The organism is Streptomyces sp. NPDC030798 (genome assembly GCF_055572275.1).
This window is the reverse complement of sequence record NZ_JBVIDR010000010.1, coordinates 238,588-257,966: the sequence shown is the minus strand read 5'-3', so window position 1 is coordinate 257,966 and position 19,379 is coordinate 238,588. Positions and strand designations below refer to the sequence as shown.

Here is a 19,379-nt window from a genome sequence, read left to right as displayed (position 1 = left end):
GGCGATCCGGCGCCGGTCGGCGCCTGTGCAGGGGCATGTGCAAGCCCCCGTTCCGGGGCAGGCGGAAGCGCCGCCCGACGGTCGCGGACGTGAGGTACGTCACCCGTAGGTGTCGCCGGGTCCCGAGCTCCCCGGAGCCCGCAGCGGGCCGTAGCGCCGGGCGGGGCCGCCGGGGCCGTTCACCTTGATCAGCCGGACCGTGCCGTGGCCGAGGTCCTCGTTGAGACGGGCGACCAGCGCCGGGGCCAGCAGCCGCAGCTGGGTCGCCCACGCCGTCGAGTCGCAGGCCACCGACAGCACCCGCTCGTCCTCGTCGTAGCGCTGCGGCACACAGTGCTTGGCCAGGTCCTCACCGACGATCTGCGGCCAGCGGCCCATCACACCGCCCACCGCGGCCGGGGCCTCCCAGCCGCGCTCGGTGATCAGCCGGTTGATCGCGGCGCCGAGCGCCATCGGATCGCGGCCGTCGGCGCGCGCGCCGGAGCGCAGCCCGCCCCCGCGCCGGGCCTGCTTCTTCTGTCGCGCGGCATCCCCACGCGCGCGTGCGGCCTCCTTCGCCGCCCTCAGGGCGACGCGGGCCAGGTCCACACCGGACGGCTCGGCCGCCTGCTCCGGCTTCCTGCCGCCGTCCGGCTTCCGGGGGGCCGGCTCCTCGGTGCTCATACGCGCTCCACCGTCCCGTCGGCCACCGCGTACCGGGCGCCGGCCAGGACGTGCGGTACGTCGTCGTCCACGGCGGCGGTGACCAGCACCTGCTCGCCGGGCGCCACCAGCTCGGCCAGCCGCTCCCGGCGCCGCGCGTCCAGCTCGGCGAAGACGTCGTCCAGGATCAGCACCGGCTCGTTGCCCTCCGCGCGGAGCAGGTCGTACGAGGCGAGGCGCAGGGCGAGGGCGTAGGACCAGGACTCGCCGTGGGAGGCGTACCCCTTGGCGGGCAGCTGACCGAGTTTGAGAACCAGATCGTCCCGGTGAGGGCCCACGAGCGTCACACCGCGCTCGATCTCCTGCTTGCGCACCTCGGTGAGCGCCGCCATCAGCTGGGCGTGGAGATCCTCGCGCGTGTGCGCGTCACCGGGCGCCGACGGCTTGTACTCCAGCGCCACCGGGCCGCCGCCGGGGGCCAGCTGCTCGTACGCCTTGTCGGCCAGCGGCTGCAGCGCGGCGATCAGCTCGAGCCGCTGGGCGAGCAACTCCGCGCCCACGCGCGCGAGATGCTGGTCCCACACGTCGAGCGTCGACAGGTCCGCCCCCGGGCTCGCATCCGCTCGCCCGGCAGGTGCCCCCCTCCGCCCGGCGTGCCGGCGGGCCAGCGCGGCGGTCTTCAGGAGCGTGTTGCGCTGCTTGAGCACCCGCTCGTAGTCCGCGCGCACGCCCGCCATGCGCGGGGAGCGCGCGGTGATCAGCTCGTCCAGGAACCGGCGCCGCTCCCCGGGATCGCCCTTGACCAGTGCCAGGTCCTCCGGCGCGAACAGCACGGTCCGTACGATCCCCAGCACGTCCCGGGGCCGCCCCGGCGAGGAGCGGTTGACGCGGGCGCGGTTGGCCCGGCCCGGGTTCAGCTCCAGCTCCACCAGCTGCTGCCGCTCGCCCTGTCGCACCTGCGCCCGGATGATCGCCCGCTCGGCACCCATGCGGACCAGGGGGGCGTCCGAGGCGACCCGGTGGCTGCCGAGGGTGGCGAGATAGCCGATCGCCTCCACCAGGTTGGTCTTGCCCTGGCCGTTCGGGCCGACGAAGGCGGTGACGCCCGGGTCGAGCGGGACCTCGGCCCGGGCGTACGAGCGGAAGTCGGCCAGCGAGAGATGCGTGACGTGCATGGTCGTTCGCCGACCTCCCCCAAGGGTTGTGGATCGCGCCGGCGACCCTGTGGACAACTTTTCGTCGGCCCCCGCCTGTCGGCTAGGCCTTCTTCTCGACGGCGTGACCGCCGAACTGGTTGCGCAGCGCGGCGATCATCTTCATCTGCGGCGAGTCCTCCTGGCGGGAGGAGAACCGCGCGAACAGCGACGCGGTGATCGCCGGCAGCGGCACCGCGTGGTCGATCGCGGCTTCCACAGTCCAGCGTCCCTCACCGGAGTCCTGTGCATAACCGCGCAGTCCTTCCAGGTGCTCGTCCTCGTCGAGGGCGTTGACCGCGAGGTCGAGCAGCCAGGAGCGGATGACGGTGCCCTCCTGCCAGGAGCGGAAGACCTCGCGGACGTTCTCCACGGAGTCGACCTTCTCCAGCAGCTCCCAGCCCTCGGCGTAGGCCTGCATCATCGCGTACTCGATGCCGTTGTGGACCATCTTCGCGAAGTGGCCCGCACCGACCTTGCCGGCGTGCACCGCGCCGAGGTCGCCCTCGGGCTTGAGCGCGTCGAAGACCGGCTGCACCTTGGCGACGTTCTCGGCGTCGCCGCCGTACATCAGCGCGTACCCGTTCTCCAGGCCCCAGACGCCGCCGGAGACGCCGCAGTCGACGAAGCCGATGCCCTTGGCCGCGAGCTCCCCGGCGTGCTTCTCGTCGTCCGTCCAGCGGGAGTTGCCGCCGTCCACCACCACGTCACCGGGCTCGAGCAGCTCGGCGAGCTCGTCGATCGTGGTCTGGGTGGGCTCGCCGGCCGGGACCATCACCCAGACCACGCGCGGACCCTGCAGTTTGCCCACAAGCTCCTCCAGGCTGTGGACGTCCGCGAGGTCGGGGTTGCGGTCGTATCCGATGACGGTGTGGCCCGCGCGGCGTATCCGCTCGCGCATGTTGCCGCCCATCTTGCCGAGGCCGACGAGACCGAGCTCCATCAGTTGTGTTCCTTAGGTCGCTGTGGGGCATGACAGGCACCTTCGTGCCGTGCCGAGCCTAAACCCGGACGCTCATGCACAGCTGTGGGCATACGCGCTCATACGCACACGGTGACCTGCAGAGCAACCACACCCCGGGCCCAGCCATGGCGCCGGGCACCCACAGCGGGCTCCCGGCGCCATGCACAGCTGTGGAAAACGTCAGCCGCTCAGCCGCACCGGCATGATCAGGTACTTGTAGGCGTCGTCCGCCTCGGCGTCCACCGCCGGCTTGCCGCTCAGCAGCGCCGGCTTCGTGGACGTCGTGAACGACAGCTGCGCCACCGGGGAGTCGATCGCGCTCAACCCGTCCAGCAGGAACGTCGGGTTGAAGGCGATCGAGATGTCGTCGCCCTCCAGCTGGGCGTCCACCCGCTCCACAGCCTGTGCATCGTCGCTGGACCCGGCCTCCAGGATGAGCACACCCTTCTCGAAGCTCAGCCGCACCGGCGTGTTCCGCTCGGCCACCAGCGCGACGCGCTTGACCGCCTCCACGAACGGCGCGGTCTCGATCACGGCGACGGAGTTGAACTCGGTCGGGAACAGCGTCCGGTACTTCGGCAGGTCGCCCTCGAGCAGACGCGTGGTCGTACGACGCCCTGCCCCCTCGAAGCCGATCAGGCCCTCACCGGCACCCGAGCCGGACAGGGCGAGCGTCACGCTGTCCCCGGCGCCGAGCGACTTGGCGGTGTCCAGCAGCGTCTTGGCCGGGACCAGGGCGACCGCGGAGGCGTCCGGGTTCTCCGGCTTCCACAGGAACTCCCGGACCGCGAAGCGGTAGCGGTCGGTGGAGGCCAGGGTGACCGTGTCGCCCTCGATCTCGATGCGCACACCGGTGAGGACGGGCAGCGTGTCGTCCCGGCCGGCGGCGATCGCCACCTGGGACACGGCGGCCGCGAAGACCTCGCCGGGCACGGTGCCGGTCGCGTTCGGCATCTGCGGCAGCGCCGGGTACTCCTCCACCGGCAGGGTGTGGAGGGTGAAGCGGGAGGAGCCGCAGACCACGGTCGCCCGTACACCGTCTGTGGAAATCTCCACCGGGCGGTTGGGCAGGGCCCGGGAGATGTCGGCCAGCAGACGGCCGGAGACGAGGACCGTGCCCTCCTCCTCGACCTCCGCCTCGACGCTCACGCGGGCAGACACCTCGTAGTCGAAGCTCGACAGGCTCAGCTGGCCGTCCTCGGCCTTCAGCAGCAGGCCGGCGAGGACAGGCGCCGGCGGACGGGCCGGGAGGCTGCGTGCCGCCCAGGCCACTGCCTCCGCGAGTACGTCGCGTTCCACCCGGATCTTCACCGTAAGCCGCCTCCTGCTGTTGCTACTGAGTCCTCCGACTCGGTGTCACCGCCCACTGCGAAGGGAAGGACACCGGGGACCAGTCTGACGCACCCCACTGACAGTAGGTGCCTGTCGGGGTCAAGTCGCTCCGAGGGGCGGCCGGGCTCGAGAGGGCGAGTTGTGCACAGGTCCCGCTTCCAAACGATTCCCGAGCTCTCTCTAGTCGGGAGTAGTAGTAGGGCCTGTGGATACCGTGGATAACCTCGTTTGCCCAGCTCAGACCGCAAATTTTGTCCACTGCCCCTGTGGGTGGAGCCGGTGGACAACTGGGCAGGTCTGTGGAGAACAGAAAGTTCTGCACACCTCGCCCACAGACGACGGGCAGTTCTCCCCAGCTGCGTCCCCAGGTTTACCCACGTTTCCCACAGCCCAATCCGGCACCTTCGTGTGACGGCTTTCACTCGACGCGGTGAGAGGGGGCGTCGCGTTGCCGAACAGTGGACAGCCATGTGGAGAAGCCGGCGATCGCTGGGGACAACCGCGCCCAGCCTGTGGGCTTCCCGTGGAAAACTCCGTGCACAGCCTGTGGATCTTTTCGTCGTCCACAGTCTGTGGAGATCCTTCGTCCACGATTCCACAGGGACCTGAGCTGGGCGGACGCCGCTTCCCCCCGCTGCCTGTGGACGCAGTTCGGGACAACTCCACAGTCCCCAGGGTGTGGACGCAAGAAAGTCACCGAATCTGTGGAGAGTGGCCGTAACCAGGCAGGTAATCGAACAGCGGGTTGCCGCGAAGGAAGGCCTCCGGGGACGGGCAGGGCCAGCCGGAGAGGGGCGCGGACACAGCGAGGCGCCCCCGGGAAGCCTCCCGGGGGCGCCTGAGAGCCGCGGTCGTCGCAGGGCCGGCCGCGTCAGCCGTTCTTGATGCGGTTGGTCAGCTCGGTCACCTGGTTGTAGATGGAGCGGCGCTCGGCCATCAGCGCGCGGATCTTGCGGTCGGCGTGCATGACGGTCGTGTGGTCGCGGTTGCCGAACTGCGCGCCGATCTTCGGCAGCGAGAGGTCGGTGAGCTCCCGGCACAGGTACATGGCGATCTGGCGGGCGGTGACCAGCGCGCGGCCGCGCGAGGTGCCGCACAGGTCTTCCACCGTGAGCCCGAAGTACTGCGCCGTCTCGGCCATGATGGCGGTCGCGGTGATCTCGGGGGCCGCGTCCTGGCCGCCCGGGATCAGGTCCTTCAGCACGATCTCGGTCAGGCCCAGGTCCACCGGCTGCCGGTTGAGCGAGGCGAACGCCGTCACCCGGATCAGCGCGCCCTCCAGTTCGCGGATGTTCCGCGAGATGCGGGAGGCGATGAACTCCAGCACTTCCGGCGGGGCGTTGAGCTGTTCCTGCACCGCCTTCTTGCGCAGGATCGCGATGCGCGTCTCCAGCTCGGGCGGCTGGACGTCGGTGATCAGGCCCCACTCGAAACGGTTCCGCAGCCGGTCCTCCAGCGTGACCAGCTGCTTGGGCGGCCGGTCGGAGGACAGCACGATCTGCTTGTTGGCGTTGTGCAGGGTGTTGAAGGTGTGGAAGAACTCCTCCTGCGTCGACTCCTTGTCCGCGAGGAACTGGATGTCGTCGACCAGCAGGATGTCCATCTCGCGGTAGCGCTTGCGGAAGCTGTCGCCCTTGCCGTCGCGGATGGAGTTGATGAACTCGTTGGTGAACTCCTCGGAGCTGACGTAGCGCACGCGCGTGCCCGGGTAGAGGCTGCGCGCGTAGTGCCCGATGGCGTGCAGCAAATGCGTCTTGCCGAGCCCCGACTCGCCGTAGATGAAGAGGGGGTTGTACGCCTTCGCCGGCGCCTCGGCCACGGCCACCGCGGCCGCGTGTGCGAAGCGGTTGGATGCGCCGATGACGAACGTGTCGAAGAGGTACTTCGGGTTCAGGCGCGCGGTCGGTTCACCGGGTCCGCTCGCCGGCGCGGGCTGCGCGGCCAGCGGACCGGGCGCGCCGCTGCCCCCGGACGGCGGCAGGTCGGGGCGGCCGGGGCCGCCGCGGTGCACGGCGCCGGCGCCGCCGGACGGCTGGTCGGGCAGCTCCCGGCGGACGGGGTCGCGCTGGTCGTACTCGGCGCGGGGGGTGTCGTAGTCCGGGCGGGCGTCGTAGTCCGGACGCTCGTAGTCCTTGCGGTCGTAGTCCTTGCGGTCGTAGTCCGGGCGGTCGTAGTCGCGCGGGGACTCGTACTCGCGGGACGGCGTCTCGTACTCGCCGCGCGGTGCCTCGTACGGCGGGCGCTCCATGGCCTGCGGGCGGTAGTCCGGGGACGGCGCCCCGTAGGCGTCCTGCGGCGGCGAGGCATAGGGGTCGCGCTCGGGGAAGCCGAGCCGGGGCTGCTGCCAGCCGTAGTCGTCCTGCGCGTGCCGCGGCCAGGCGCCGGGCTCGCGGCGCTGGTACTCGGAGGGGTAGGCGGGCCGGGCGGTCGGGAGCTGGTCCTGGCGGGCGACCGGTTCGCTGCCGGGCAGCGGGTCGGCGGCCCGGTGGCGGCCGTAGCCCTCGTATCCGCCGGAGGGCAGCTCCTGCTCCTCGTAGCGCGGCTGCGGGGGGCCCGGCTCGGCCGGATTCTTGGGGGACGGGGGTGCCTGCGGGGCCGGCGGCTCGCCCGCGGAGTCGTCCACGGTGATCGCGATGCGGATGGGGCGGCCGCACTCGCGGCTCAGGGTCTCGCTGACGATCGGCGCGAGGCGGCCCTCCAGTACGCCCTTGGCAAATTCGTTCGGTACGGCGAGCAGAGCGGTGTCCGCCACCAGCGCCAGCGGCTGACAGCGCCGGATCCAGTGCTCGTCCTTCGCCTCGACCCCCTGCCCACGGCCCTCACCGAGGAGCTGCTCCAGTACTCGTGGCCACACTGCGGCAAGATCGGCAGGTACGTCAGCCACAGGGCACGCTCTCTCGCAGGTCCCACGAACGTGTGATTCGAGGACGGTCGGGATGAAACTCGGGCGGCCCTCGGGAGCAAACCCGCGTGGCCGGGGATAAGGGAACGAATCGGAGTCAGCCACGGTAGTCAGGGCGGCGGCTGCGGTTCAAGTTGTTGTCCCCAGCCTGTGGATAGTGTCTCTGCGTGACCCCCGGTTTGACCGAATGGCGTAGCCCCGCGTACCGTAACCAGGTCGAGTTGTCGATGGCTGCTGCCGCCTGCCTCCGATGGGCACAGATCACTTGCAGGTGATCGGGAAGCGGTGCACTCGGGCGTGACGCGAGCTACTCGTGGGCGCACGGTGACAGCCAGGACGGCACCCCGCCACTACCGATTTCTTCTGGAGCCCCCGAGTGAGCAAGCGCACCTTCCAGCCGAACAACCGTCGTCGCGCGAAGACCCACGGCTTCCGGCTGCGTATGCGCACCCGTGCCGGCCGCGCGATTCTCGCGTCCCGCCGTAGCAAGGGTCGCGCCCGCCTGTCCGCCTGATCCCGATCAGGTCATGACGTCGTGCTGCCCACCGAGAACCGGCTGAGGCGGCGCGAGGACTTCGCGACCGCGGTACGACGAGGTCGTCGGGCAGGCCGCCCGACCCTCGTCGTCCACCTTCGTAGCGGTGCCACGGACCCGCACGCGCCTGGGGAGAGCGCTCCCCCGACGCGTGCGGGTTTCGTCGTGAGCAAGGCCGTGGGTGGAGCGGTCGTGCGCAACCAAGTGAAGCGCAGACTGCGCCATCTGATGCGTGACCGAGTCGCCCTCTTTCCCCCCGGTAGCCTGGTAGTCGTACGAGCGCTGCCCGGATCGGGCGACGCAGACCACGCACAGCTGGCCCGAGACCTGGATGCCGCCCTTCAGCGGCTGCTGGGAGGGGGCGCGCGATGAAGTACCCGCTGCTGGCTCTGATCAAGCTGTACCAGTGGACGATCAGCCCCTTGCTGGGGCCGGTCTGCAAGTACTACCCGTCGTGCTCCCACTACGGCTACACGGCCATCGACCGGCACGGTGCGATCAAGGGAACGGCCCTCACCGCCTGGCGCATCCTCCGGTGCAACCCGTGGTCGCTCGGCGGTGTGGACCATGTTCCGCCGCGCAAGCGCCCGCGATGGCACGAAATGCTGCGCAACGCTTGGCGCGCACGCAAGGGCGGGACCTCCGCCGCCGAACCGGCCACCGGAGAGAAGCCCCGTCCCGGGCTTGCTCCGAGCCCGGCCGCAGAGACTTCGTCCCATGCCCAAGGAGCATGATTAGTGGACACGATTGCCAGCCTCTTCAGCTTCATCACGACACCCGTTTCATGGGTCATCGTCCAGTTCCACACGGTGTACGGCGCGATCTTCGGCCCGGACACCGGATGGGCCTGGGGCCTGTCCATCGTGTCTCTGGTGATCCTGATCCGCATCTGCCTGATCCCGCTCTTCGTGAAGCAGATCAAGGCGACCCGGGCCATGCAGACGCTCCAGCCCGAGATGAAGAAGATCCAGGAGCGCTACAAGAACGACAAGCAGCGTCAATCCGAAGAGATGATGAAGCTGTACAAGGAGTCGGGCACCAACCCGCTCTCCTCGTGCCTTCCCATCCTGGCGCAGTCCCCGTTCTTCTTCGCCCTGTACCACGTGCTCAACGGCATCGCGTCGGGCACGACCATCGGCGTCATCAACGAGTCGCTGCTGGCCAGTGCCCGTAAGGCGCACATCTTCGGGGCCCCGCTGGCCGCGAAGTTCAAGGACGGCTCCGCCACCGTCCAGGCCCTGGGCGCCACGGTCACCGATGTGCGGGTCGTCACCGCCGTCATGATCGTGCTGATGTCGGCGTCGCAGTTCTACACGCAGCGCCAGCTGATGACGAAGAACGTCGACACCACGGTGAAGACGCCGTTCATGCAGCAGCAGAAGATGCTGATGTACGTCTTCCCCGTCATGTTCGCCGTCTTCGGCATCAACTTCCCGGTCGGTGTCCTCGTCTACTGGCTGACCACCAACGTGTGGACCATGGGCCAGCAGATGTACGTCATCCACAACAACCCGACCCCGGGTTCCAAGGCCCAGGCCGCCTACCTGGAGCGTCTGACCAAGCACGTGACGCAGCACGGCAAGGTCCGCCGGCGGAGCGAGAAGACCATCGTCAAGGCGATCGTCGCCAAGGGCCGCGACCGCAACGAGTTCGAGCGCAAGTTCATCAACGGCCTCAACAAGGCCGGCCTCGCCGCCCAGGCCGACGGCTCCGTGGTGAGGAGCGAGAGCCAGGCCGTGGTCCAGTCCGAGGACGGTACGGCCACCACCACGGCGACCGCCACCGCCGTACGGCGCCAGCAGCCCAAGCGGCAGAGCAAGGCCCAGCGTCAGTCCGGTCCCAAGCAGGCGGGCGAGGCCACGCCGGCCACCTCCCTGGCGAAGTCGGACGAGCCGCAGGACGCCAAGCCCGCAGCTGCCCAGCAGTCCACGAAGCCCGGCTCCGGCACCCGCAGCAAGGCCCAGTCCGGCCAGCGCAAGGGTGGACCGCAGCGGCCCAAGTCCCCGTCCAAGAAGTAAGAAGGAGCCCATCCCGTGACGGAAGGCACCACCTCCGCCGCTGCCGAGGGTGCAGACACCCTCACCCGCCTGGAGCAGGAGGGCGAGATCGCGGCGGACTACCTCGAGGGTCTGCTGGACATCGCCGATCTCGACGGCGACATCGACATGGACGTCGAGGCCGACCGCGCGTCCGTGTCGATCATCAGCGACACCGGCAGCCGTGACCTGCAGAAGCTGGTCGGCCGGGACGGCGAGGTGCTGGAGGCACTCCAGGAGCTGACGCGTCTGGCCGTGCACCGGGAGACCGGCGACCGCAGCCGGCTCATGCTGGACATCGCGGGCTACCGGGCCAAGAAGCGCGCCGAGCTCTCCGAGCTGGGCGCCAAGGCCGCCGCCGAGGTCAAGAGCACCGGCGAGCCCGTGCAGCTCAAGCCGATGAGCCCGTTCGAGCGCAAGGTCGTGCACGACGCGGTCAAGGCCGCCGGACTGCGCAGCGAGTCCGAGGGCGAGGAGCCGCAGCGGTTCGTCGTCGTGCTTCCCGCCTGATCGACTCTCCACGTTCCACCGGCCCCGTCTGCCCGCAGGCGGGGCCGAACTTTGTCAGCCTGGTAGTTCTGGTGGCCGGCGCGTACAGCGCCGGCGCTGTACGGAAGGACGGTCCCCGTGACGGAGGCAGCGGAGCTTCCCCCCGCGCCCGAGCAGGCGCGGGAAGTGTTTGGCGATCGCTTCGCCGATGCGGTCCGCTATGCGGAGCTGCTCGCCGAGGCGGGCGTCCAGCGTGGGCTGATCGGGCCGCGCGAAGTGCCCCGGCTGTGGGAGCGGCACCTGCTGAACTGTGCGGTGCTCTCGGAGGCCGTCCCTGAGGGGGTGACGGTGTGCGATGTCGGCTCGGGCGCCGGCCTGCCGGGGATTCCGCTGGCCCTGGTCCGGGACGACCTGAACATCACCCTGCTGGAGCCTCTGCTGCGGCGGACCACCTTCCTCACCGAGGTCGTCGAGCTGCTGGGCCTGGACCACGTCACCGTGGTGCGGGGCCGGGCCGAGGAGGTCATGGGCAAGTTGCCCCCGGTCCATGTGGTGACCGCCCGTGCCGTGGCCCCGCTCGACCGTCTGGCCACGTGGGGCATTCCGCTGCTGCGCCCGTACGGGGAGATGCTCGCGCTCAAGGGGGACACCGCCGAGGAGGAGCTGAAGTCGGCGGCCACCGCCCTCAGCAAGCTGGGTGCGGTGTCGACGTCCATCCTGCATGTGGGTGAGGGCGTGGTGGATCCGCCGTCCACGGTCGTACGGGTCGAGGTGGGGGAGAGTCCGGGTGGCGTGCGGTTCGCGGCCAAGCGGGCCAAGGCGGCCCGGACCGGGCGCGCACGGCGGCGCCGCTGACCCGTGAGGCAGACTCTCCGCGCCGTCCTGACGGGGAGACGTACTCCACACAAGCTGCCAAAGCCGTTCAAGCCGGAGTGTCGCAAAGGTCCGGTCGCTGTCGCTGTGCATCGTGTTTCACGTGAAACGTCGCTCACTGCTGCACGGCATCATCAGTCGCGGCCGGGCTGCGGCCGAACCTCGCGACCGCAAGCCTCTTGGTTCCCTCGCAGAGAACCCCGTCTCGCCTGGCACCCCGCCCCCCTCAGGGGGCATGGAGTTGTCCACAGAGGTGGATTTCTCCACAGAACACCAGGCCTCACTGGTTCACGACCCCGAAGACATGGGAGGCTCTGTTCATTGCGAGCCTGAAGTCGAGGAGAGTGAATCCTTGCGGTCCGACGCCAACATCGCGGGACCGATGACCGATCCGGTCCCCGGTCCCCGTACCGAATCGATGGGAGCGGATGTTTCACGTGAAACACCGCCCCCGATGGACGACACTCCCATCGGTCGTGCTGCCCAACTGGCGGTGGAGGCTCTGGGGCGCGCCGGCGAAGGCCTGCCGCGACCGGAGCAGACCCGAGTCATCGTGGTCGCCAACCAGAAGGGCGGCGTGGGCAAGACGACGACGACCGTCAACCTTGCCGCTTCGCTGGCTCTGCACGGTGGCCGTGTCCTGGTGATCGACCTCGACCCGCAGGGCAACGCCTCCACGGCGCTGGGAATCGACCACCACGCCGAAGTGCCGTCCATCTACGACGTGTTGGTGGAGAGCAAGCCGCTGGCCGAGGTCGTCCAGCCCGTCCCGGACGTCGAAGGCCTCTTCTGCGCCCCCGCCACCATCGATCTCGCGGGTGCGGAGATCGAGCTGGTGTCCCTGGTGGCCCGGGAGAGCCGGCTCCAGCGGGCGATCCAGGCCTACGAACAGCCGCTGGACTACATCCTCATCGACTGCCCGCCGTCGCTGGGCCTGCTGACGGTCAACGCGCTCGTCGCCGGCCAAGAGGTCCTCATCCCCATCCAGTGCGAGTACTACGCGCTGGAGGGTCTGGGCCAGTTGCTGCGCAACGTCGACCTGGTACGGGGGCACCTCAACCCGACCCTGCATGTGTCGACCATCCTGCTCACCATGTACGACGGCCGGACGCGTCTTGCCTCGCAGGTCGCGGAAGAGGTGCGCACCCACTTCGGTGACGAGGTGCTGCGGACGAGCATTCCCCGCTCGGTCCGTATCTCCGAGGCGCCGAGCTACGGGCAGACGGTGCTGACTTACGATCCTGGATCGAGCGGCGCCCTCTCCTACCTTGAGGCCGCCCGAGAAATCGCGCTGAAGGGCATCGGCATCAGCTATGACGCGAGCCAGGCCCACATCGGCGCACAGAACGATCCGACATGGTGGAGGGGATCCAGTGAGTGAGCGACGGAGGGGGCTGGGCCGTGGTCTCGGCGCACTGATCCCTGCTGCACCGACCGAGAAGAACCCGGCTCCGGCCGCGTTGGGTGGCGGAGCGTCCACGTCTCCGGCCGCGGTCCCGGCGTTGATGGCCGACCGCGGGGTGGCCGCGGCGAAGGTGGCTACGCTGCCGCCTGTTTCACATGAAACAGAGGAGCCCGCGGCGAGCCCGCTGACGGAGGCGCCCGCGTCTCCGGTGGGCGCGCACTTCGCCGAGATCCCCCTCGACGCCATCACACCCAACCCGCGCCAGCCGCGTGAGGTCTTCGACGAGGACGCGCTGCACGAGCTGATCACCTCCATCAAGGAGGTCGGCCTGCTCCAGCCCGTCGTCGTACGGCAGCTGGGTCCCGCCCGCTACGAGCTGATCATGGGCGAGCGTCGCTGGCGGGCCTGCCGGGAGGCCGGCCTCGAGGCCATCCCGGCGATCGTCCGGGCCACGGACGACGAGAAGCTCCTCCTGGACGCCCTGCTGGAGAACCTGCACCGTGCGCAGCTGAACCCGCTGGAAGAGGCCGCCGCCTACGACCAGCTGCTGAAGGACTTCAACTGCACGCACGACCAGTTGGCCGACCGGATCGGGCGCTCCCGCCCCCAGGTCTCCAACACCCTGCGCCTGCTCAAGCTCTCGCCGACCGTGCAGAAGCGGGTGGCCGCCGGGGTGCTCTCGGCCGGGCACGCCCGTGCGCTGCTGTCCGTCGAGGACTCGGAGGAGCAGGACAGGCTGGCCCATCGCATCGTGGCCGAAGGGCTGTCGGTGCGGGCCGTGGAAGAGATCGTGACGCTGATGGGTTCGCGGCCCCAGCGGGCTCCGCGAGCCAAGGGGCCGCGGGCCGGTTCCGTGCCCTCCCCGGCGCTCAGCGAGCTGGCGACCCGGCTCTCGGACCGGTTCGAGACGCGGGTGAAGGTCGAACTGGGACAGAAGAAGGGCAAGATCACGGTCGAGTTCGCCTCGCCGGAGGACCTCGAGCGGATCCTCAGCTCGCTCGCTCCCGGTGAGCGGCTGGCGCTCCAGAAGGGCCACCCGGAGAGCGAGGCCGAGGAGTCGAACGACTGAGCCTCGGGCGGTAACGCCCCGGTCGTCCCAGGGGAGCGGGCCGTGTCCGGTGTGTACCGGAACGCGGTCCGCTCTTTGCTTTGAGGCAGTATCGAGGCAATCGCTTCGTGGATACGATGCGGATGGGTATGGCGCATCCACCTGGCAGCATCTCTGAGTGGGGAGACAGGGGCCATGCGATCGATGAGCCGGACCGGACTGGTGAGCGCAGGCCTGGGACTCGGGGTGGTCGGCGGATTCGTCGGCAGCCTGCTCAGGGAACGGGGCGCTCTGACAGCCGCTCGCGATGCAGCGGGCGAAGGAAGCGAGGAACAGCCTTCATGGGGCGACGGCTCGTACCGCTCACGCTGGACAACCTTCAGGACCTTCCCAAGCGCTGTCGCTCGTGTGTCTTCTGGGAACTGGACCCCGTCAGCGGCGAGGCCGCGGTAAGAGGCGGCACGGCCGCGCTGGAGAAGGAGTCCTGGATCTCCGCGGTCCTGCTCGACTGGGGTTCGTGCGGCCGGGTGGTCTACATCGACGACGTGCCCGTGGGGTTCGTGCTCTACGCGCCGCCGGCCTATGTCCCGCGCTCCACGGCGTTCCCCACGAGCCCGGTGTCGCCGGATGCCGTCCAGCTCATGACGGCGTTCGTCCTGCCCGGCTATCAGGGACAGGGGCTGGGGCGGGTGCTGGTCCAGTCAGTCGCCAAGGACCTGCTGCGGCGCGGCTTCAAGGCGATCGAGGCGTTCGGTGACGCCCGCTGGAAAGAACCCGCCTGTCTGCTGCCCGCCGATCATCTGCTGGCCGTGGGCTTCAAGACGGTACGGCAGCATCCCACGCATCCCCGGCTTCGGCTGGAGCTGCGCTCCACACTGTCCTGGAAGGAAGACGTGGAGCTGGCGCTGGACCGGCTTCTGGGCGCTGTGCAGAAGGAGCCGGCGCTACGGCCGCTGTAGAGGGCGGGCTCGGCCGAGGCTCTCATGCAAATGGGCCAACCCGTGGGGGTTGGCCCATTCGTGTTTCACGTGAAACATGTGCCGTCCGCTCAACGGCACCGCCCGACTACTCGGCGATGAAGTCCTCGAGGTCCCGGACGATGGCGGCCTTCGGCTTGGCGCCGACGATGGTCTTGGCGACCTCGCCACGCTGGTAGACGTTCAGGGTCGGGATGGACATGACGCCGTACTTGGCGGCCGTACCCGGGTTCTCGTCGATGTTGAGCTTGACGACCTCGATCTTGTCGCCGTACTCGGCCGCGATCGCCTCCAGCGACGGGGCGATCTGACGGCACGGACCGCACCAAGCGGCCCAGAAGTCCACCAGGACGGGCTTCTCGCTCTTGAGGACGTCCTGCTCGAAGGAGTCGTCGGTCACATTCTTCAGGGTGCCGGCCACGGCGGGCTCCTTAACTTGATCGTGCGGTGGGGCGGGGAAGGGAGGGGTCAGACGGCCGCGGTCTTCTCGGGCTCGGCCTTGTCCTCGTCCGCGAGCGCGGCGAGGAAGCGCTCGGCGTCGAGGGCGGCGGAGCAGCCGGTGCCGGCCGCGGTGATCGCCTGACGGTAGGTGTGGTCGACCACGTCACCGGCGGCGAAGACACCGGTCACGTTGGTGCGGGTGGACGGGGAGGCGACCTTCAGGTAGCCCTCCTCGTCGAGGTCCAGCTGGCCCTTGAACAGCTCGGTGCGCGGGTCGTGACCGATCGCGATGAACAGGCCCGTCACCGGCAGGTCCGACAGTTCGCCGGTCTTGACATTGCGCAGCTTCAGACCGGAGAGCTTCTGCTGGCCCTGTACCTCGGCGACCTCGCTGTCCCAGACGAACTTGATCTTCGGGTCACCGAAGGCGCGCTCCTGCATTGCCTTGGAGGCGCGCAGGGTGTCACGGCGGTGGACGATCGTCACGGACTTGGCGAACCGGGAGAGGAAGGTGGCCTCCTCCATCGCGGTGTCGCCGCCACCGATCACGGCGATGTCCTGGTCCTTGAAGAAGAACCCGTCACAGGTCGCGCACCAGGAGACACCGCGGCCGGAGAGGGCGTCCTCGTTCGGCAGGCCCAGCTTGCGGTGCTGGGAGCCGGTGGTCACGATCACGGCCTTCGCCTGGTGGACTGTGCCCGCGGTGTCGGTGACGGTCTTGATCTCACCTGTGAGGTCGACGGAGACGACGTCGTCCGGGATCAGCTCGGCGCCGAAGCGCTCGGCCTGCGCCCGCATGTTGTCCATCAGCTCGGGGCCCATGATGCCGTCGCGGAAGCCCGGGAAGTTCTCCACCTCGGTGGTGTTCATCAGCGCGCCACCAGCGGTGACGGCCCCCTCGAACACCAGGGGCTTCAGCGACGCGCGCGCGGTGTAGAGCGCCGCCGTGTAGCCTGCGGGCCCGGAGCCGATGATGATCACGTTACGGACGTCGCTCACGGCTTGTTTCCTCGTCTCTGGTCTGCGTCAGTCGACCGGTGGGAGCCCCTTTCAGAACTCTCACCCCACCCAACGGATCCTAAGGGGCGCGCATTCCCGCTGTGTCCGGGCACACGCGGATCGAGACGGAGGGGCTCAGGGACGAGGGTAGGACTGCTTCAGCAGTACCTTGCCGGTGGAGGGGGGCTGCTGACCGATGCAGGCCGCCTCGACGACGTATGCCGTGACCCGGGTGCTGTCCTGCGCGTCGGGCAGCACGACGAGGTAGGCGCTCTTGCCCGCATAGCTGCCCGGCTTGGAGCCGAGGACAGTCCCAGTGCTGTTGATCGCCTGGCGGATACAGTCGGGGACCGGGGGCTGGGTCTGGATGAGGGTGTTGGCGCTCTGGGTCGATCCGGGGCTGTTCTGCTGGGAATCCTCGCCAGAGCGCGGCCGCCGGCTGTCGGAGCCGGGCTGCGTGCCCTTCTTGGTGGCGAGCAGATCCTTCACCTGGCTCTGAACGCTGGCGCCGGAGAAGGGGCTCACGGCGAGCGTCGGCTTGGTCTGGGCCGTGGTGTCGGAGGTGTTGCCGCTGAACGACTGCAGGACCAGGGTCCCTGCTCCCAGGACGGCGGCCGTGAGGACTGTTCCCAGGACCACACGCCTCCGGCGCCGCCCGCGATCGCGTCCCTTGCGTCCCGGACCGGTCGCGGCCTGGGGGCGCCCCGCGGGCCGGTCGGAAGGGAGCGACGTTTCACGTGAAACATGACCCTCATGGTCCTCGGCGCGCAGTGCTTCGGCAGCGAGGGCGGCGTCGATCCGCCCGGCCACATCGGCGGGCATGTGCACAGGTGCCGGTACGGAGCCCAGCAGCCCACGGATCTCCTCCAGCGAGGCGTAGACGCCCGCGCACGGCTCGCATGCGTCCAGATGAAGCCGCACGTCGATGCTGCGGTCCGGCGGGAGCAGGCCTTCGGTGAGGTCGGAGATCTCCGCGACGTCCGGGTGCCCGGCCGTGTCTGGCGTGGAAGTCACGCTCGCCCACCTCCGCCCTTCACTACGGCTGAATCGCTCGGCCCTGTGTCCCCGGGAGCTGCATCCCGAGCGCCCTTCGCCGGTGGGACGGATGTCCCCTCCACCCGGTTCCGTCCCGCCCCGGGTTCTTTTTCGTCCTCTCCGCTGCCCGGCCGGAGATGGGTGAGCAGGGGGAGAAGCCTGGCTCTGCCCCGAGCGCACCGACTCTTCACCGTCCCCGTGGGTACATCGAGGATCCGGGCAGCCTCCGCGACCGGGTATCCCTGCATGTCCACGAGGACCAGGGCCGCGCGCTGCTCCTGGGGGAGGGTGCCGAGGGCTTCCAGCAGCTGCCGGTACACGTCGTTGCGCTCGGCGGGAGCGGAGGCCGACTCGTGCGGCTCCAGCAGCTGCTCCAGGCGCTCGGTGTCGTCGACCGGGGCCGTCTTCCGGGAAGCCGCCTTGCGGGCGCGGTCCAGGCAGGCGTTCACGGTGATGCGGTGCAGCCAGGTGGTGACGGCCGACTGCCCGCGGAAGGTGTGCGCGGCCCGGTAGGCGGACACCAGGGCGTCCTGCACCGCGTCAGCGGCCTCCTCCCGGTCCCCCAGCGTCCGCAGCGCCACGGCCCACAGCCGGTCCCGATGCCGCCGCACGATCTCACCGAAGGCATCGGGATCGCCCTCCACATGACGGGCAAGCAACTCCTGATCACTTGCCCCGCCGTATCCGGCACCCTCCGCCATCTGCCCCTCCCGAGTGGAGACCTCAGCTGGTCACCTTGATGTCTGCCACTCTGCCCCGCCAGTGGCCCCCGTTGTCCGGGGGCAGCTGCGTCAACCAGACCAGGAGGTACTGAGTCTTGAGGGATTTGGGCTCGAGTTCCACGGTGGTGCCCGAGCCGTTGGCGACCTTGCTGTAGGCGTCGAAGGACGTCGGCTCCGACCCTGCGTCCGCGCCGGCGGCACGCAGCTCGACCGACGTTTCCCCCACGAACGTGACGGTCACCTTGCCGACCTGCTGCACCTTGCCGAGGTCGAGGATGAGACCGACACCCGACTTCAGGTTGCCGAACTTCGGACTCAGGTAGAAGTCCGTCTGCCAGTAGGTGGCCGTGCTGTTGTCGTAGGCCTTTCCTATGTCGCCGGGCTTCTCGGAGTGGTCGGGGCCGAACGGGTCGAAGTCACGCGCGCCCTTGATGCCGATCGGCTTGCCGGCCGTCGGCTTCTTCGGGCTCTTGTCGCCGCCGTCCTGTGTCTGGGTGTTGTTGGTGTCGTTGGACTTGTCATTCTCACCCATCAGCGCGTCCGCGAGCTGCCAGCTGCCCAGGCCGAGGGCCGCGATGAGGAGGGCCGAGACCGCCCACTTCAGGGCCTTGCCGGTGCGGCTCTGCAGCGGGGGCGGCGGGGTGGTGAGGGGCTGGGTGACGCCGGGGTGCGGCGCCGGGCGGCCGTATGTGCCCTGCTGGTAGGTCGTGCGCTGGTACTCGGGCGGTGCGGTGAACGCCGGCTCGGGCGGGCGGATGCGCGGCATCTCACCGATCGCCTTCACCAGCTCCTCCGGCGTGGTGCACGCGGCCTCGTGACGGGAGGCGGTGGCCCCGTCGTTGACGAGTGCGCGCATGGCCAGTTCGGACAGGCCACGGTGGACCCCGGCCCGCACCTGGTCCGGCGCGATCAGACCGACGTCCTTGGGCAGCCCGGACAGCCCGTAGGCGTCGCTCTCGTACGGCCAGCGCTGCGTCAGCGCCGCGTACAGCAGGGCGCCGATCGACTCGGTGTCGGTGCGCTGCGGGGTGTCGGAGCTGATGCCGCGCAGCGCCGCGTTCACGGCGAGGCCGCGGATGCGCCACTGTCCGGTGGAGGTGCGCAGCACGGCGTTCGGGTTCAGCCGGAGGTGGGAGAGGCCCTCGCGGTGCGCCGCGGCCATGGCGGAGGCGATCTGACTGACCATCTGGTAGGCGTCGTGCGGCTCCAGCGGGCCGACCGCCAGCAGGGCCGTCAGCTCGGTGGCGTCGGGCAGCCACTCGTGCACCACGTAGACGAGGTCGTTCTCCTCGACGGCGTCGAGGACCTGGACGAAGCGCGGATCGCCGAGCAGCGCGGAGGAACGGGCGGCGGCCAGGACGGAACGGGCCCGCGCATGGTCCGCCGGCAGGATGTGCACGCCGACGGCACGGCGGAGTTTCTCGTCGACCGCACGCCAACTGCTGAATCCGTCCAGACGGGTGACGCACTCCTCGAGACGGTAGCGTCTGGCGAGCTTGTGGCCGCTGTGCAACTCGGGCGGCGAGGCCTTCGTTCCGGAACCCTCCGTCCCGCCGCTCCCCTGCGCCTCGTCGCTGTCCGTGTCCCGCTCCGGGTTCTGGGCCACCCCGTCGGCCGTGGACTGGTCCGCCTTGGCGGTCAGCGGCTGATCACCGCTGTTGTCTGCCACGTCGACGGCAGCCGTGCTCCGTTCCGCCACCGTCGTCCCTGCCTCCCCATCCGTTGCACGCTGTCCGACGCCGAAACCAATTGTGCCCACAGTCCGCCGCTATGCACGACACGCAGC

General features: G+C 69.6%; 18 protein-coding genes and 1 pseudogene. 9 read left to right on the top strand and 10 right to left on the bottom strand.

Features of this window, described 5'->3' with window-relative positions; all coding sequences use genetic code 11:
- Positions 1-99: 99 nt before the first annotated feature.
- From ACZ404_RS23940 to dnaA, 5 genes are all read right to left on the bottom strand, one after another.
- Positions 100-663: a DciA family protein gene (locus ACZ404_RS23940; protein ID WP_468443061.1), complete on the bottom strand. Its 564-nt coding sequence runs from the start codon at positions 661-663 to the stop codon at positions 100-102.
- Positions 660-1,817, bottom strand: coding sequence for a DNA replication/repair protein RecF (gene recF / locus ACZ404_RS23935; protein ID WP_468443059.1), 1,158 nt, complete (start codon positions 1,815-1,817; stop codon positions 660-662). The genes ACZ404_RS23940 and recF overlap by 4 nt, the downstream gene beginning before the upstream one ends.
- 82 nt (positions 1,818-1,899) lie before the next feature.
- On the bottom strand, positions 1,900-2,778 hold the full coding sequence (gene gnd, locus ACZ404_RS23930) for a phosphogluconate dehydrogenase (NAD(+)-dependent, decarboxylating) (protein ID WP_468443057.1): 879 nt from the start codon (positions 2,776-2,778) through the stop codon (positions 1,900-1,902).
- 201 nt (positions 2,779-2,979) lie between these two features.
- Positions 2,980-4,110, bottom strand: a complete 1,131-nt coding sequence (dnaN, locus tag ACZ404_RS23925; protein WP_468443055.1) for a DNA polymerase III subunit beta — start codon at positions 4,108-4,110, stop codon at positions 2,980-2,982.
- 892 nt (positions 4,111-5,002) lie between these two features.
- Positions 5,003-7,015, bottom strand: coding sequence for a chromosomal replication initiator protein DnaA (gene dnaA, locus ACZ404_RS23920; protein ID WP_468443053.1), 2,013 nt, complete (start codon positions 7,013-7,015; stop codon positions 5,003-5,005).
- A gap of 394 nt (positions 7,016-7,409) precedes the next feature.
- Here dnaA and rpmH point away from each other — a divergent pair, with 394 nt between their 5' ends.
- The 9 genes and pseudogenes from rpmH (at position 7,410) to ACZ404_RS23875 (ending at position 14,378) form a co-directional block, all read left to right on the top strand.
- Positions 7,410-7,547, top strand: coding sequence for a 50S ribosomal protein L34 (rpmH, locus tag ACZ404_RS23915; protein WP_003956500.1), 138 nt, complete (start codon positions 7,410-7,412; stop codon positions 7,545-7,547).
- Positions 7,548-7,568: 21 nt separating this feature from the next.
- The gene (rnpA, locus tag ACZ404_RS23910; RefSeq protein WP_468443051.1) at positions 7,569-7,940 is read left to right on the top strand and encodes a ribonuclease P protein component; all 372 of its coding nucleotides are present in this window, start codon (positions 7,569-7,571) and stop codon (positions 7,938-7,940) included.
- The gene (gene yidD, locus ACZ404_RS23905) at positions 7,937-8,302 is read left to right on the top strand and encodes a membrane protein insertion efficiency factor YidD (RefSeq protein ID WP_468443049.1); all 366 of its coding nucleotides are present in this window, start codon (positions 7,937-7,939) and stop codon (positions 8,300-8,302) included. The genes rnpA and yidD overlap by 4 nt, the downstream gene beginning before the upstream one ends.
- Before the next feature lie 3 nt (positions 8,303-8,305).
- The gene (gene yidC / locus ACZ404_RS23900; RefSeq protein WP_468443047.1) at positions 8,306-9,586 is read left to right on the top strand and encodes a membrane protein insertase YidC; all 1,281 of its coding nucleotides are present in this window, start codon (positions 8,306-8,308) and stop codon (positions 9,584-9,586) included.
- A gap of 15 nt (positions 9,587-9,601) precedes the next feature.
- Positions 9,602-10,114: a Jag family protein gene (locus ACZ404_RS23895; RefSeq protein ID WP_468443045.1), complete on the top strand. Its 513-nt coding sequence runs from the start codon at positions 9,602-9,604 to the stop codon at positions 10,112-10,114.
- Between the two features lie 117 nt (positions 10,115-10,231).
- Complete coding sequence (gene rsmG, locus ACZ404_RS23890; RefSeq protein ID WP_468443043.1) at positions 10,232-10,948, top strand: 16S rRNA (guanine(527)-N(7))-methyltransferase RsmG; 717 nt, start codon at positions 10,232-10,234, stop codon at positions 10,946-10,948.
- Between the two features lie 322 nt (positions 10,949-11,270).
- Positions 11,271-12,343 (top strand): annotated as a pseudogene (locus tag ACZ404_RS23885) (ParA family protein).
- Positions 12,340-13,440 (top strand): ParB/RepB/Spo0J family partition protein, encoded by a 1,101-nt coding sequence (locus ACZ404_RS23880; RefSeq protein WP_468443041.1) that lies wholly within the window; start codon positions 12,340-12,342, stop codon positions 13,438-13,440. Before ACZ404_RS23885 ends, ACZ404_RS23880 begins: the two are co-directional and overlap by 4 nt.
- 320 nt (positions 13,441-13,760) lie before the next feature.
- Complete coding sequence (locus ACZ404_RS23875) at positions 13,761-14,378, top strand: GNAT family N-acetyltransferase (protein WP_468443039.1); 618 nt, start codon at positions 13,761-13,763, stop codon at positions 14,376-14,378.
- Between the two features lie 106 nt (positions 14,379-14,484).
- Here the strand turns inward: ACZ404_RS23875 and trxA are convergent, their stop codons facing one another.
- The 5 genes from trxA to ACZ404_RS23850 form a co-directional block, all read right to left on the bottom strand.
- Positions 14,485-14,817 carry a thioredoxin gene (gene trxA / locus ACZ404_RS23870; RefSeq protein WP_468443037.1) on the bottom strand — a complete coding sequence of 111 codons (333 nt, stop codon included), beginning with the start codon at positions 14,815-14,817 and terminating at the stop codon, positions 14,485-14,487.
- A gap of 47 nt (positions 14,818-14,864) precedes the next feature.
- Entirely contained in the window at positions 14,865-15,836 is a 972-nt protein-coding gene (gene trxB, locus ACZ404_RS23865) for a thioredoxin-disulfide reductase (RefSeq protein WP_468443035.1), read from the bottom strand.
- Between the two features lie 135 nt (positions 15,837-15,971).
- Positions 15,972-16,850, bottom strand: a complete 879-nt coding sequence (locus ACZ404_RS23860; RefSeq protein WP_468443033.1) for an anti-sigma factor family protein — start codon at positions 16,848-16,850, stop codon at positions 15,972-15,974.
- Complete coding sequence (sigM, locus tag ACZ404_RS23855; protein WP_468443031.1) at positions 16,847-17,572, bottom strand: RNA polymerase sigma factor SigM; 726 nt, start codon at positions 17,570-17,572, stop codon at positions 16,847-16,849. Before sigM ends, ACZ404_RS23860 begins: the two co-directional genes overlap by 4 nt.
- A gap of 22 nt (positions 17,573-17,594) precedes the next feature.
- The gene (locus tag ACZ404_RS23850; protein ID WP_468443029.1) at positions 17,595-19,292 is read right to left on the bottom strand and encodes a protein kinase family protein; all 1,698 of its coding nucleotides are present in this window, start codon (positions 19,290-19,292) and stop codon (positions 17,595-17,597) included.
- Positions 19,293-19,379 lie beyond the last annotated feature (87 nt).

What these genes read in the sequence shown, in the direction of transcription:
- ACZ404_RS23940 (WP_468443061.1), bottom strand. Translation starts at nt 663, where the DNA reads ATGAGCACCGAGGAGCCGGCCCCCCGGAAGCCGGACGGCGGCAGGAAG.
- recF (WP_468443059.1), bottom strand. Translation starts at nt 1,817, where the DNA reads ATGCACGTCACGCATCTCTCGCTGGCCGACTTCCGCTCGTACGCCCGG.
- gnd (WP_468443057.1), bottom strand. Translation starts at nt 2,778, where the DNA reads ATGGAGCTCGGTCTCGTCGGCCTCGGCAAGATGGGCGGCAACATGCGC.
- yidD (WP_468443049.1), top strand. Translation starts at nt 7,937, where the DNA reads ATGAAGTACCCGCTGCTGGCTCTGATCAAGCTGTACCAGTGGACGATC.
- ACZ404_RS23875 (WP_468443039.1), top strand. Translation starts at nt 13,761, where the DNA reads ATGGGGCGACGGCTCGTACCGCTCACGCTGGACAACCTTCAGGACCTT.
- sigM (WP_468443031.1), bottom strand. Translation starts at nt 17,572, where the DNA reads ATGGCGGAGGGTGCCGGATACGGCGGGGCAAGTGATCAGGAGTTGCTT.